10 protein-coding genes are annotated in these 12878 nt (G+C 67.5%); 9 read left to right on the top strand and 1 reads right to left on the bottom strand.

Annotation, left to right across the window (positions count from 1 at the left end):
* Positions 1 to 76: 76 nt before the first annotated feature.
* The 8 genes from CJ010_RS12140 to CJ010_RS12175 all read left to right on the top strand — a co-directional run bounded on the left by CJ010_RS12140 (position 77) and on the right by CJ010_RS12175 (position 10832).
* Positions 77 to 1726, top strand: a complete 1650-nt coding sequence (locus tag CJ010_RS12140) for an alpha-glucosidase (protein ID WP_141018271.1) — start codon at positions 77 to 79, stop codon at positions 1724 to 1726.
* Positions 1727 to 1742: 16 nt separating this feature from the next.
* Positions 1743 to 3449, top strand: a complete 1707-nt coding sequence (locus tag CJ010_RS12145) for an alpha-glucosidase (RefSeq protein ID WP_141018272.1) — start codon at positions 1743 to 1745, stop codon at positions 3447 to 3449.
* 48 nt (positions 3450 to 3497) lie between these two features.
* Positions 3498 to 4763 carry an ABC transporter substrate-binding protein gene (locus CJ010_RS12150; RefSeq protein WP_141018273.1) on the top strand — a complete coding sequence of 422 codons (1266 nt, stop codon included), beginning with the start codon at positions 3498 to 3500 and terminating at the stop codon, positions 4761 to 4763.
* Between the two features lie 158 nt (positions 4764 to 4921).
* Positions 4922 to 5929, top strand: a complete 1008-nt coding sequence (locus CJ010_RS12155) for a carbohydrate ABC transporter permease (protein WP_141018274.1) — start codon at positions 4922 to 4924, stop codon at positions 5927 to 5929.
* Positions 5926 to 6771 (top strand): carbohydrate ABC transporter permease, encoded by an 846-nt coding sequence (locus CJ010_RS12160; RefSeq protein WP_141018275.1) that lies wholly within the window; start codon positions 5926 to 5928, stop codon positions 6769 to 6771. The genes CJ010_RS12155 and CJ010_RS12160 overlap by 4 nt, the downstream gene beginning before the upstream one ends.
* Before the next feature lie 58 nt (positions 6772 to 6829).
* Positions 6830 to 8011: an ABC transporter ATP-binding protein gene (locus CJ010_RS12165; RefSeq protein ID WP_141018276.1), complete on the top strand. Its 1182-nt coding sequence runs from the start codon at positions 6830 to 6832 to the stop codon at positions 8009 to 8011.
* 140 nt (positions 8012 to 8151) lie between these two features.
* On the top strand, positions 8152 to 9678 hold the full coding sequence (gene treF / locus CJ010_RS12170; protein WP_205754950.1) for an alpha,alpha-trehalase TreF: 1527 nt from the start codon (positions 8152 to 8154) through the stop codon (positions 9676 to 9678).
* Positions 9672 to 10832, top strand: a complete 1161-nt coding sequence (locus tag CJ010_RS12175; protein WP_141018278.1) for an MFS transporter — start codon at positions 9672 to 9674, stop codon at positions 10830 to 10832. Before treF ends, CJ010_RS12175 begins: the two co-directional genes overlap by 7 nt.
* Positions 10833 to 10888: 56 nt before the next feature.
* Here CJ010_RS12175 and CJ010_RS12180 read toward each other — a convergent pair whose 3' ends face one another.
* Entirely contained in the window at positions 10889 to 11791 is a 903-nt protein-coding gene (locus tag CJ010_RS12180) for a LysR family transcriptional regulator (protein WP_141018279.1), read from the bottom strand.
* 116 nt (positions 11792 to 11907) lie between these two features.
* Between CJ010_RS12180 and CJ010_RS12185 the strand changes: the two genes are divergently transcribed.
* Positions 11908 to 12762 carry an oxidoreductase gene (locus CJ010_RS12185; RefSeq protein WP_141018280.1) on the top strand — a complete coding sequence of 285 codons (855 nt, stop codon included), beginning with the start codon at positions 11908 to 11910 and terminating at the stop codon, positions 12760 to 12762.
* Positions 12763 to 12878: the final 116 nt, after the last annotated feature.

Below are 12878 nucleotides of genomic sequence, written 5' to 3' on the forward strand. Positions count from 1 at the left end.
AACTCATTGCCACCACGTCGGACAGGGTTCGGAACACGGTGGCAGATGGCGGAAAACCGCCAGGAGGAGGCCGATCTTGGAAACGAAGTGGTGGCACAAGGCGGTGGTCTATCAGATCTATCCGCGCAGCTTCTGCGATGCCAATGGCGACGGCATCGGCGATCTGGCCGGCATCATCGGCAAGCTCGATTACCTGCAGACCCTCGGTGTGAACGTGATCTGGCTGTCGCCGGTGTTCCGCTCGCCGATGGACGACAACGGCTACGACATCTCCGACTACTGCGACATCGCGCCTGAATTCGGCACGCTGGCCGAGATGGACAGGCTGATCGCCGAGGCGGCGCGGCGCGACATCCGCATCGTCATGGACCTGGTGGTCAATCACACCTCGGACGAGCATCCCTGGTTCGCCGAGGCGCGCAAGGCCAAGGACAACCCCTGGCGCGACTACTACATCTGGCGCGCGCCCCGGGCCGATGGCTCGCCGCCCGACGCGCAGCGCTCCTACTTTGGCGGCAGCGCCTGGGAACTGGATCCGGCTACCGGCGAGTATTACTTCCACCTGTTTTCGAAGCGCCAGCCCGATCTCAACTGGGCCAATCCCGCCGTGCAGAAGGAAGTCCACCGGATGATGAACTGGTGGCTGGGGCGCGGCATCGGCGGCTTCCGCATGGACGTGATCGACCTCATCGGCAAGGAGGTCGACCGCGGCATCACCACCAACGGCCCGCGCCTGCACACGCTGCTGCAGGAGATGAACGCCGCCACCTTCGGCGACCGCGACGTGCTTACCGTGGGTGAAGCCTGGAGTGCCACGCCGGACATCGCCAGGCTCTATTCCGATCCGGCGCGCGGCGAACTCGACATGGTGTTCCAGTTCGAGCACATCACCATCACCTGGGATGCGCAGCACGGCAAATGGAAGCCGCGCCCCTTCGAGCTGACGGAATTCAAGCGGGTGATCGGCAAGTGGCAGGCCGAGCTGGCCGATACCGGCTGGAACTCGCTGTTCTGGAACAACCACGACCTGCCGCGCGCGGTGTCGAAGTACGGCGACCCGGGCCGCTACCGCGTCGAGTCGGCCAAGATGCTGGCGACCGCGCTGCACTTCCTCAAGGGCACGCCCTACATCTACCAGGGCGAGGAAATCGGGATGACCAACGTGCGCTTCGACGACATCGCCGATTACCAGGACATCGAATCGCTCAACCTCTACCGCGAACGCACCGCCGCCGGTGTGCCGCCCGCCGAGATGCTGGCCGGCATCCATGCCAACGGGCGCGATAACGCCCGCACGCCGATGCAGTGGAGCGCGGGCGACAACGCCGGCTTCAGCAGCGGCCAGCCGTGGCTCAAGCTCAATCCCAACCATAGCGAAATCAACGTCGAGGCGGCGCTGGCCGATCCGGATTCGATCTTCCACCACTACCGCCGCCTGGTGGCGCTGCGCAAGGCGCGGCCGACCATGGTGCATGGCGATTACCAGCCCCTGTTCGAGACGCATCCGCAGGTCCTCGCCTACCAGCGCCGGCTGGGCGACGAGGCCATCGTCGTCATCAACAACTTCGGCGCCGAACCGGTCGAGCTCGATCTGCCGGCCGAATTGCGGCAGCGCGCCGGCGAGTGCCTGGTGAGCAACTACGAGCCGGTCGCCCGCCTCGGCGAGCGCCTGGCGCTGCGCCCCTACGAATCCTTCGCCATCGCCTTCGGTGCGACGGCGGCCTGACCCGAGGACATCCCACATGAGCAAACCCGCAACGCAAGCCGTGCAGACACCGTGGTGGAAGGAGGCGGTGGCCTACCAGATCTACCCGCGCAGCTTCATGGACTCCAACGGCGATGGCATCGGCGATCTCAACGGCATCACCGCGCGGCTCGACTACCTCAAGTCGCTCGGCATCGACGTGATCTGGATCTGCCCGATGTACAAGTCGCCCAACGACGACAACGGCTACGACATCGCCGACTACCAGGCCATCATGGACGAGTTCGGCACCATGGCCGACTTCGACCGCCTGCTCGACGCGGTGCACAGCCGCGGCATGCGCCTCATCCTCGACCTGGTGGTCAATCACACCAGCGACGAGCACGCCTGGTTCGTCGAATCGCGCTCGTCCCGCGACAACCCCAAGCGCGACTGGTACGTGTGGCGCGACGGCAAGGGCGCCGAACCGGGCACGCCGGCCGATGCGCCCAACAACTGGGAGAGCATCTTCAAGGGCTCGGCGTGGAAGTACGACGAGGCCACCGGCCAGTACTTCCTGCATCTCTTTTCCACCCGCCAGCCCGACCTCAACTGGGAGAACCCCGAGGTGCGCAGCGCGGTGAACGACATGGTGCGCTGGTGGCTGGACAAGGGCATAGACGGCTTCCGGCTGGACGCGGTGAGCCACATGAAGAAGGTGCCCGGCCTGCCCGACCTGCCCAATCCGCAAGGCCTGGACTACGTGCCGTCGTTCCCGATGCACATGAACGTCGACGGCGTGCTCGGCTACATGGACGACCTCGCGCAGAACAGCTTCCGCCACTACGACATCATGACCGTGGGCGAGGCCAACGGCGTGTCGGCGGAGCAGGCGCTGGACTGGGTGGGCACGGAGCACGGGCGGCTGAACATGATCTTCCAGTTCGAGCACCGCAACCTGTGGGCCGAGAACCCGCGTGCCAGGCCGGATTTCGTCGGCATCAAGCGCGTCCTCAGCCGCTGGCAGGACACGCTGCACGGCCGCGGCTGGAACGCGCTCTACCTGGAGAACCACGACGTGCCGCGCATCGTGTCCAGCTGGGGCGATGTCGAGCGCTACTGGCGCGAGAGCGCGACCGCCTTGTCGACCATGTTCTTCCTGCAGGAGGGCACGCCCTTCCTCTACCAGGGGCAGGAGATCGGCATGACCAACACCCGCTTCGACAGCATCGACGACTTCGACTGCGTGTTCGCCCGCAACGAATACGCGCTGCAGTTGGCGCAGGGCAGGGCGCCGGCGGACATCATCGACGAACTCGCCATACTCGCCCGCGACAACTCGCGCACGCCGATGCAGTGGGACGCCAGCGCCAACGCCGGCTTCACCACCGGCACGCCCTGGCTCAAGCTCAATGCCAACTACACCGCGATCAACGTCGCGGCGCAGCAGGATGACCCGGATTCGGTGCTGAACTATCACCGCCGCCTGATCGCACTGCGCAAGGCCGAGCCGGCGCTGGTGCATGGCCGCTACGCGCTGCTGATGGCCGAGGACCCGCAGGTCTACGCCTACACACGCACGCTGGGCGATGCGCGCATCGTCGTCATCACCAACCTGTCGGACGAACCGGCGCTATACCGGGAGGAAGGCATCACCCTGCGCCACGGCGAGCTGCTGCTCGCCAACCACGCGGTCGCGCCGCACGAGGAGTGCGACGGCATCACCCTGCAGCCGTTCGAAGCGCGCGTCTATCGCGTCGCCTGAACAGCCGCCAGCCACCTGAATACAGAGAACAACGGAGGAGACACCACCATGAAGAAAATCCTGTCCGGCGCCATCGCCACCCTGCTTGCGAGCGCCATTCCCGCCCACGCCGACACCCTGAAGATGGAATGCAACGTGTCCGGCCCGATGAAGCCCTACTGCGAATACGTCAAGCAGCGCTTCGAGTACGAGACCCCGCACAAGCTCGAATTCCTCGAGATGCCGGCGGCCTCCGACGAGAAGCTGTCGATCTACCAGCAGATCTTCGCCGCCAAGGACGGCAAGGCGATCGACGTGCTGTCGGTCGACGTGATCTGGGTCGGCCTGCTCGACAAGCACCTGCTCGACCTCACCGACAAGGTGAAGGACCTGGAGCCGCATTTCTTCCCCAACAACTGGAAGAACAACATCGTCGACGGCCGCATCAAGGGCGTGCCCAACAACGTCGATGCCGGCATGATGTACTACCGCAAGGATCTGCTGGAGAAGTACGGCGAGCAGCCGCCAAAGACCTGGGAAGAGCTGACTCGCATCGCCACGAAGATCCAGCAGGCCGAGCGCGAGGCCGGGCAGAAGGGCTTCTGGGGCTTCGTGTTCCAGGGCAAGGCCTACGAGGGCCTGGGCTGCGACGTGCTCGAATGGGTGGCCTCCTACAACGGCGGTTCCTTCGTCGATGCCGCCGGCAACATTACCATCAACAACCCCAGGGCAGCCAAGGCGCTCAATACCGCCGCCAGCTGGGTCGGCACCATCGCGCCCAAGGGCGTGATGGGCTACCAGGAGGAAGAGTCGCGCGCACTGTTCCAGAACGGCGACGCGCTCTTCATGCGCAACTGGCCCTACGCCTACCTGCTGACCCAGGCCGAGAACAGCCCGGTCAAGGGCAAGGTCGGCGTCATTCCCATCCCCAAGGGCGGTGAGGACGGCGTCCACGCCGCGACCCTGGGCGGCTGGCAGTGGGCGGTGAGCACCTACAGCAAGAACCCGGAGGCGGCGGTGAAGCTGCTGCGCATCCTGGCCGACGAAAAGACCCAGAAGACCAAGTTCCTGGTCACCGGCGAGGCGCCGGCGCGGGTGGCGGCCTATGCCGATCCGGAGGTGCAGGCCAAGGCGCCGCACCTGGCCCAGTTCAAGGACGTGTTCGCCAACGCTGTGCCGCGTCCTTCCACGCCGACGCGCTCGCAGTTCCCCAAGGTCTCCAAGGTGATGTTCAACGCCGGCTACGACGTGCTGTCCGGGCGCGCCACCGGCGAGCAGGCGGTGGCCGATGTCGAGAACCGGCTCAAGCGCATCAAGGGCAAGGAATGGAAGTAAGCGGAGCGTCGGCCAGCCGACATCCGTGATGCCGGCGGCGCCGGGCCCGTCCCGGTGCCGCCCGTGTGGCGAACGCAATCGCCGGGTGCGCCTGCCGGGCCTATAACCGAAGGGCGCCCCCGCCGCCGATGCTCGCCCGGCCTTAGGAGGAAACATCCATGAATCACAATACCGAGAGCCTGCTGCCGGCGGCTGCGGTCGCCCCCACGGCGGCTGCGTCCGCACCGGCGGCGCCATCGGGCCGCAAACGCAGCCTGCAACAGCGCCGCGCGCGTGCCGCCTGGGTGCTGGTGACCCCGGCGCTGGTGCTGCTGGCCGCAGTGGCCGGCTGGCCGCTGCTGCGCACGCTGTTCTACAGCTTCACCGACGCCGCGCTCGACACCCCCGAGGAATACAGCTTCGTCGGCCTGGCCAATTACCTCGACTTCGCCGACGGCGAGCGCTTCGGCGTGCTGGCCGATCCGCTGTGGTGGCAGGCGGTGTGGAACACGCTCTGGTTCACCGCCGCCTCGGTGTCGCTGGAGCTGGTGTTCGGCATGCTGCTGGCGCTGCTGATGAACCAGAAGTTCCGCGGCCAGGGCCTGGTGCGCGCTGCCATCCTGGTGCCGTGGGCGATTCCCACCATCGTCACCGCCAAGATGTGGGGCTGGATGTTCCACGACCAGTACGGCGTCATCAACGACCTGCTGACGCGGCTCGGCCTCATCACCGAACCGCTGGCCTGGATCGCCGAGCCGACGCTGTCGATGTGGGCGGTGGTGATCGCCGACGTGTGGAAGACGGTGCCCTTCATGGCGCTGATGCTGCTCGCCGCGCTGCAGATGATCCCGTCCGACCTCTACGAGGCGGCGCGGGTCGACGGCGCCAACGCCTGGCAGCGTTTCCGCCGCATCACGCTGCCGCTGATCATGCCGGCGATGATCGTCGCGCTGATCTTCCGGGTGATGGATGCGCTGCGGGTGTTCGACCTGATCTACGTGCTGACCTCCAACAGCGAGGCGACCATCTCGATCTCCGGCTATGCCCGCGAGCAGATGGTGTCCTTCCAGGAGATGGGCGCGGGTTCGGCCGCCTCGGTGCTGGTGTTCATGATGGTGGCCGGCATCGCTGCCTGCTTCCTGTGGATCAACCGCTTCAGCCACGAAGGCAAGGAGTCCAGGGAATGAAGCTCACACGCAAGCAAAAGGAGCTGGGGAGCCGGCTCTGGATCTACCTGGCGGCGCTGGTCGTCAGCGTGATCTGCGTCTTCCCCTTCTACAACGCCATCCTGACCTCGCTGCGTACCGGGCAGGATCTCTTCCTCACCAACTACCTGCCGACCACCTTCCACTGGGAGAACTACGTCAATGCGCTGGTCGAGAACGGTGTCGGCCTCAGCCTGCTGAACTCCTTCATCGTCGCCACGGTGACGGTGGGGGTGTGCCTGATGGTGTCCATCACCGCCGCCTTCGCGCTGGCACGGGTGCGCTTCCGCGGCCGCAAGTACATCCTTTTCACCATCCTCTGCGTGTCGATGTTCCCGCAGGTGGCGGTGCTGTCGGGCATGTTCGAGCTGGTGCGCTTCATGGGGCTGTACGACTCGCTGGGCGCACTGATCCTGTCCTACACCACCTTCTCGCTGCCCTTCACGGTGTGGGTGCTGACCACCTTCATGCGCTCGCTGCCGGTGGAGCTGGAGGAGGCCGCCATCGTCGATGGCGCCGGCCTGTGGGTGATCATCACCAAGGTGTTCGCACCCATCATGGGGCCCTCGCTGGTGACCACCGGGCTGCTCGCCTTCATCGGCGCGTGGAACGAGTTCATGTTCGCGCTCACCTTCATCATCTCCACCGAGAACCGCACCGTGCCGGTCGCCATCGGCCTGCTGCAGGGCGCGTCGCAGTACGAGCTGCCGTGGGGAAACATCATGGCCGCGTCGGTGGTGGTGACGGTGCCCATCATCGCGCTGGTGCTGATCTTCCAGAAGCGCATCGTCAGTGGCCTTACCGCCGGCGCCGTCAAAGGCTGACCCGACTCCGAACCACAAGGCGCACCCGGAGCGGTCCGCCCATCAAGGATCAACGATCATGGCTCAACTCACCCTCGACAAACTCAACAAGCGCTACGGCGACGCCGCCCAGGTCATCAAGTCCATCGACCTGCAGGTCGACAGCGGCGAATTCATCGTCATCGTCGGCCCCTCGGGCTGCGGCAAATCGACGCTGCTGCGCATGATCGCCGGGCTGGAGGACATCTCCGGCGGCGGCATGTACATCGACGGCAAATACGTGAACGACGACACCCCGTCCGAGCGCGGCATCGGCATGGTGTTCCAGTCCTACGCCCTGTACCCGCACATGAATGTGTACGAGAACATGGCCTTCGGCCTGCAACTGGCCAAGCTGCCGGCCGACGAGATCGCGCGGCGGGTGGAGGAGAGCGCCCGCATCCTGCAGCTGGAACCGCTGCTCAAGCGCCGGCCCAAGGATCTGTCCGGCGGCCAACGCCAGCGCGTTGCCATCGGCCGCGCGATCGCGCGCGAACCCAAGCTCTTCCTGTTCGACGAGCCGCTCTCCAACCTCGATGCCGCGCTGCGGGTGCAGATGCGCATGGAGATCGCCGCGCTGCACCGCCGGCTGCGCTCCACCATCATCTACGTCACCCACGACCAGGTCGAGGCGATGACGCTGGCGCAGCGCATCGTGGTGCTGCGCGCCGGCAACGTCGAGCAGGTGGGCACGCCGCTGGAACTCTACGACCATCCGGCCAACGACTTCGTCGCCCAGTTCATCGGCTCGCCCAAGATGAACATGATGCCGGCCACCCTGCTGCGCGCTGGCGAGGGCAAGACCCTGCTGCGGCTGTGGAACGGCAAGGAGCTCGCGGTGCCCATCGCCACCCCGGCCGGCGCCGAGGGCATGAAGGTGAAGCTGGGCATCCGCCCCGAGCACATCGAGTGGGGCGCGGTGGCCGAGGCGCCCTTCCTCGCCGACGTGCTCTTCGTCGAGCACATGGGCAACGAGACCTACCACTATCTCGACAGCGGCCAGCTCGGCGATCCCTGGGTGGTGCGCAACGCTCATCGCTCCGACATCGCCGCCGGCGACACCGTCGGCTACCGGCTGCCGCCCGAGCACTGCCACCTGTTCGACCAGGACGGCAAGGCCTTCGCCCGCCGCGCGCCCGGCAACGGCGCGACGCGCACGCCGGGCGTCGATGCGCCGCCCATCACCTTCGTCGAGCCGATGCGCACCAAGGCCATGCACTGACAGCGCAGCCGGACCGATGACGGCCGCGGCGGGCTGAGTCCCGCCCGCGGCCTTCCACCCGCATTACGGCGCCGCCGACGCCGTCCACCATGCCGCGCGCGGCCGTGGGGGGCTGCTGCTGCCCGCTTCGAGGATACGACGTGAACCATTCCGGACCCCAGACCCAGGGCGCGCTGTTCCAGGCGGTGCAGCTCGCGCGCGTGTTCGCCGACTCCAAGACCTTTCCCGACTGCGTGGCGCTGGCGCCGGCCGACGACATTGCGCGGGACTTCCGCCGCCTGCTCGACGACTTCGTGCGCAGCCGCTTCGCCCTGCCGGAAGCCGGGGCGGCGCCGGTGCCGGCGGCGGGGGACGGACTTGCCGCACACATCGATGCGCTGTGGACCACGCTCACCCGCGCGCCTGACGTGTCTGAAGCCGATCCGCCGGCTGGCGGCACGCTGCTTCCGCTGCCGCATCCCTACGTGGTGCCGGGCGGGCGTTTCCGCGAAATCTATTACTGGGATAGCTACTTCACCCTGCTCGGCCTGGCGGCGGCCGGCCGCGTCGATCTGGTCGACAGCATGGTGCGCAACTTCGCCTGGCTGATCGACAGCGTCGGCCATGTGCCCAACGGCAACCGCATCTACTTCCTCAGCCGTTCGCAGCCGCCGGTGTTCGGCCTGATGCTGGAACTGCTGGAAGGGGAGTGCGGCTTCGACGCCATCGCGGGCTTCCTGCCCCAACTGGAGCGCGAATATCGCTACTGGATGGCCTGCGAACTGCCGGCCGGCCTGACCCCTGCCGCCGACCGCCATGTGGTGCGTCTGGCCGACGGCGCGCTGCTCAATCGCTACTGGGACGCGCGCAATCTGCCGCGCGAAGAGGCCTACGCCGAGGACGTGGCACTGTTCGCCGAAGTCGAGCCGGCGCGTCAGGCGGAGGTCTACCGCAACCTGCGCGCCGCGGCCGAATCCGGCTGGGATTTCAGCAGCCGCTGGTGCGGCGGCAACCGCAGCCTGAGCAGCATCCGTACCACCGAACTGGTCCCGGTCGATCTCAATTGCCTGCTCTACCGCGTCGAAACCCTGCTCGCGCGCTGGCTGGCGCAGGCTGGCCAGGCGCGCGCCGCCGACTACGCGCAGGCGGCGGTGCGGCGGCGCGCGGCCATCCTCGCCCACTGCTGGAACGAAGAGGCCGGCTGGTTCTTCGACTACGGCTGGTGCGACGGCCGCCAGACCGACTGCTGGTCGCTCGCCGGTGTGTTCCCGCTGTTCTGCGGGCTGGCCGATGTGGCGCAGGCGCAGCGGATCGCCCGCGGCATCGAGCGGCATTTCCTGCGGCCGGGCGGCGTGGTCACCACGCTGGCGGCCACGCGCGAGCAGTGGGACGCGCCCAACGGTTGGGCGCCACTGCAGTGGGCGACGGTGCAGGGCCTGCTCGATTACGGCGAGGACGCGCTGGCGCGCGAGATCGCGACGCGCTTCGTCGCTCTCGCCGACCGTGTGTTCCGGCGCACCGGCAAGCTGATGGAGAAATACGACGTCTGCGACATGGCGCTCGATGCCGGCGGCGGCGAGTACCCGGTGCAGGACGGTTTCGGCTGGACCAATGGCGTGGTGCGCGCCTTCATCGCCCGCTTCGGCGCGCCGGTCGCCACTGCCGTGCAGGCGGGGGCGCCATGCTGAAACGCCTTGCGGGGCCGCTGTGGGCGCTGGTCACCGGCTTTGCTGCGCTGGGCGGCGTCGGCAGCGTGCTGATGACGCGCCAGCCCGAGTTCTACCAGCGCTGGGGGCTGGACAACGCAGAGTGGGGCTGGGTGCTGTTCTCCGGCGGGCTGGGCGGCGTGCTCGCCTATCCGCTCAACCGCGCGCTGCTGCTGCGCTGGGGCAGCCGGACGATGCTGCACCGCTTCGGCACCGCCGGCGGGATCGTGCTGGGCCTGATTCCGTGGTTGCCCGGCCTGTCGGGTTTGCTCGCGGGGCTCTTCCTGCAGGGCATGATCTATAACGGCGTCAGCGTGGCGATCAACCATCAGGCGGCGCAATGGGAACTGCACCAGGGCCGGCGGATGATGGGCCGGCTGCATGCCACCTTCTTCATCGGCAGCGTGCTGTCGGCCTTCGTCAGCGGGCTGTTGGCGGCGGCGGGCGTGAACCTGGCGCTGCACATGGCGGCGGTCGGCCTGCTGGCGGCGCTGGTGCACCGCGCCGCTGCCGCCACGCTGCGCGCGGAGACGGCTGCACCGATGGAGCAGGTCGAGGTGAGGCCGGCGGTGGATGCCTGGCTCGGGCTGGGGCTGCTGCTGTGCTGGTGCACCGTGCTGGAAAGCGGGGTGATGGGTTGGGCGTCGGTCTATCTGTCGCAGGCCCTGCACGCGGCCGACAGCGTGGCCGGCTTCGGTCTGGCGGTCTTCTCCGGCGCGATGGCGGTCGGTCGCCTGTTCTCCGACGGGCTGGTCAATCGCTACGGCGGCGCGCGCCTGGTCCGCTTCGGTGGATGTCTGTGCGCGGTGGCCCTGTTCCTTGCGGCCTGGCTGCCGGCGATGCCGCTGGCCTTCCTGGCCTTTGCCGCCACCGGCCTGGGCCTGGCTGCGGCCGCACCGGTGATCTTTTCTGCCGCCGGCCGCATGGGCGGCGAGGCGTTGGCGCTGGTCGCCGGCCTCGGCGCGCTCGGCGGCCTGCTCGGGCCGCTGCTGCTCGGCCGGGTGGCGAGCCTGCTCTCGCTTGAGTGGGTGTTGAGTTTGCTGGCTATGGTGAGCGCCGTAATCGCCTGGCAGGCACGGGTGCTGGGCGATCACGGCGCGAGGGCGGTGTCGCTGAGCGAGGTGACGCGCTCCTGATATCGCTACAGCATGCCGACCACGGTATTTCGAGGTGCTCCGTTGAATGCATGGCCTCAAGGCCGGTGGGCCGCCTGAAGGCTGGATACCGTCAGGTCGATGAAGCGCCGCGTGCGCTGCGGCAGGTGGGCACGCTGCGGGTAGTAGATGTACAGGCCGATGCGCTCGCTGCCGTGGGCGGGCAGGAGGCGCTCCAGCCGGCCGGCCTCGATCAGCGGCGCGGCGATGTAGTCGGGTATCTGGCCGATGCCCATTCCGGCCAGCACCGCGCTTGCCTCTGCGTCCACATCGTTGGTGGCGAAGCGTGCGGCGACGTCGGCATGGACCGTTGCATCGCCATCCGCATACTCCCAGGGCATCAGCCTCCCGGTGGTGACCGGCCGGAATCCGGTGCAGCGATGCTGCGCGAGCTCGTCCCAGCCATGCGGCCGGCCGTGGCGTTCGAGGTAGGCGGGGGCGGCGCAGACCCATTGCTGGATATCCAACAGCCGCCGTGCCACCACGTTGCGGTCCAGCCCGGCACCCATGCGAAAGCCGACATCGATGCGTTCTTCGACGATGTCGGTGTGCCGGTCTTCGAGTTCGAGATCGACGGTGACGTCGGGATGTTCGTCCATATAGCGGGTCACCAGCGGCAGCACGAGGTGCTGTCCGACCGAGCGTGGCGCGGTGATGCGCAGGCTGCCGCCGACGTCCTGGTGCGCGGCGCGCAGTTCCGACAGGGCGCTGCGGATGGAGGACAGGGCAGGGCGCACTTGAGCCAGCAGCCGGGCGCCTTCGTCGGTGAGGCTGAGCTTGCGCGTGGTCCGGTGCAGCAGGCGCACCCCAAGCTGGGTTTCGAGCTGACGGATGGTCTTGCTGGTGGCCTGCGGCGCAACGCCCAGCTCGAGGGCCGCGCGGCGGAAGCTGCCGCTCTCGACGACGCGGGCAAGGGTGGAGAGGGCCTTGAGATCGTCCATTGATTAGCATCCTGCAGTTGCTAATGAAACGCAGATTATGAGTCTAGTGGGTTGATATAGAGAGGCATAGATTTCGTTCCGGGCCTGACCCCATTCCCTTACCTGGAGAAATCGAAATGTCCAACATCAACTCGAAAGTGTGGTTCATCACCGGTGCGTCGCGCGGCTTCGGCCTGGAGGTCGCCCGCGCGGCACTGGCCCGCGGCGACCGGGTCGTCGCCACGGCACGGCGGCCGGCCAGCATCGAGCAGGCGCTCGGCGCGCACGACAACCTGCTGAGGGTGGCGCTCGACGTCACCGACGAGGCGCAGGCGCTGGCCGCGGTGGAGGCGGGCATCGCACGCTTCGGCCGGATCGACGTGCTGCTCAACAACGCGGGTTATGGCCTGCTCGGCGCGGTCGAGGAATCCAGCGCGAAGGAGGTCGCGGACCAGTTCGCCACCAATGTCTTCGGCGTGCTGCACGTGACCCGTGCGGTGCTGCCGCACATGCGCGGCGCCGGTCGCGGTCACATCATCAACATCTCGTCCATCGGCGGCTATTCCGCCTATCCGGGCTGGGGCGTGTATGGCGCCACCAAGTTCGCGCTGGAGGGGCTGACCGAGGCGCTCGCCGAAGAGCTGTCGCCGCTCGGCATCCGCGCGACGGTGGTCGAGCCCGGATTCTTCCGCACCGACTTCCTCGACAGCAGCTCGCTGGTGAAGACGGTGCGGGAATTGCCCGACTACGTGGCCACGGTTGGTCACATGCGGTCGCTGATGGCGGGCGCGAACCACCGCCAGCCGGGCGATCCGGAGAAGTTCGCCAAGGCGTTGCTGGTGCTCGCGGACAGCGCCGAGCCGCCGGTGCGGCTGCCGCTGGGTACCGACACCGTGGCGAAGATCGCCGAGAAGCATCGAACCGTGGAGCGGGAAGTCGCCAACTGGCACGCGCTGGCGGTATCGACCGACCACGACGACCTGAAGCCGTGACGATGGAGCGGGGCGCCGACGGAGCATGCGGCGGCGTCCCGGTTCCGTGTGGTGGTCCTGTGCGGAGACGGGCCGGGCGGAAACGGTGCTTGACTTTATAAATTACGAGCGTAATC

Source organism: Azoarcus sp. DD4 (assembly GCF_006496635.1).
In the GTDB taxonomy this organism is placed as follows: Bacteria; Pseudomonadota; Gammaproteobacteria; order Burkholderiales; family Rhodocyclaceae; genus Azoarcus.

What these genes read in the sequence shown, in the direction of transcription:
- CJ010_RS12145 (WP_141018272.1), top strand. Translation starts at nt 1,743, where the DNA reads ATGAGCAAACCCGCAACGCAAGCCGTGCAGACACCGTGGTGGAAGGAG.
- CJ010_RS12150 (WP_141018273.1), top strand. Translation starts at nt 3,498, where the DNA reads ATGAAGAAAATCCTGTCCGGCGCCATCGCCACCCTGCTTGCGAGCGCC.
- CJ010_RS12155 (WP_141018274.1), top strand. Translation starts at nt 4,922, where the DNA reads ATGAATCACAATACCGAGAGCCTGCTGCCGGCGGCTGCGGTCGCCCCC.
- CJ010_RS12160 (WP_141018275.1), top strand. Translation starts at nt 5,926, where the DNA reads ATGAAGCTCACACGCAAGCAAAAGGAGCTGGGGAGCCGGCTCTGGATC.
- CJ010_RS12165 (WP_141018276.1), top strand. Translation starts at nt 6,830, where the DNA reads ATGGCTCAACTCACCCTCGACAAACTCAACAAGCGCTACGGCGACGCC.
- CJ010_RS12175 (WP_141018278.1), top strand. Translation starts at nt 9,672, where the DNA reads ATGCTGAAACGCCTTGCGGGGCCGCTGTGGGCGCTGGTCACCGGCTTT.
- CJ010_RS12180 (WP_141018279.1), bottom strand. Translation starts at nt 11,791, where the DNA reads ATGGACGATCTCAAGGCCCTCTCCACCCTTGCCCGCGTCGTCGAGAGC.
- CJ010_RS12185 (WP_141018280.1), top strand. Translation starts at nt 11,908, where the DNA reads ATGTCCAACATCAACTCGAAAGTGTGGTTCATCACCGGTGCGTCGCGC.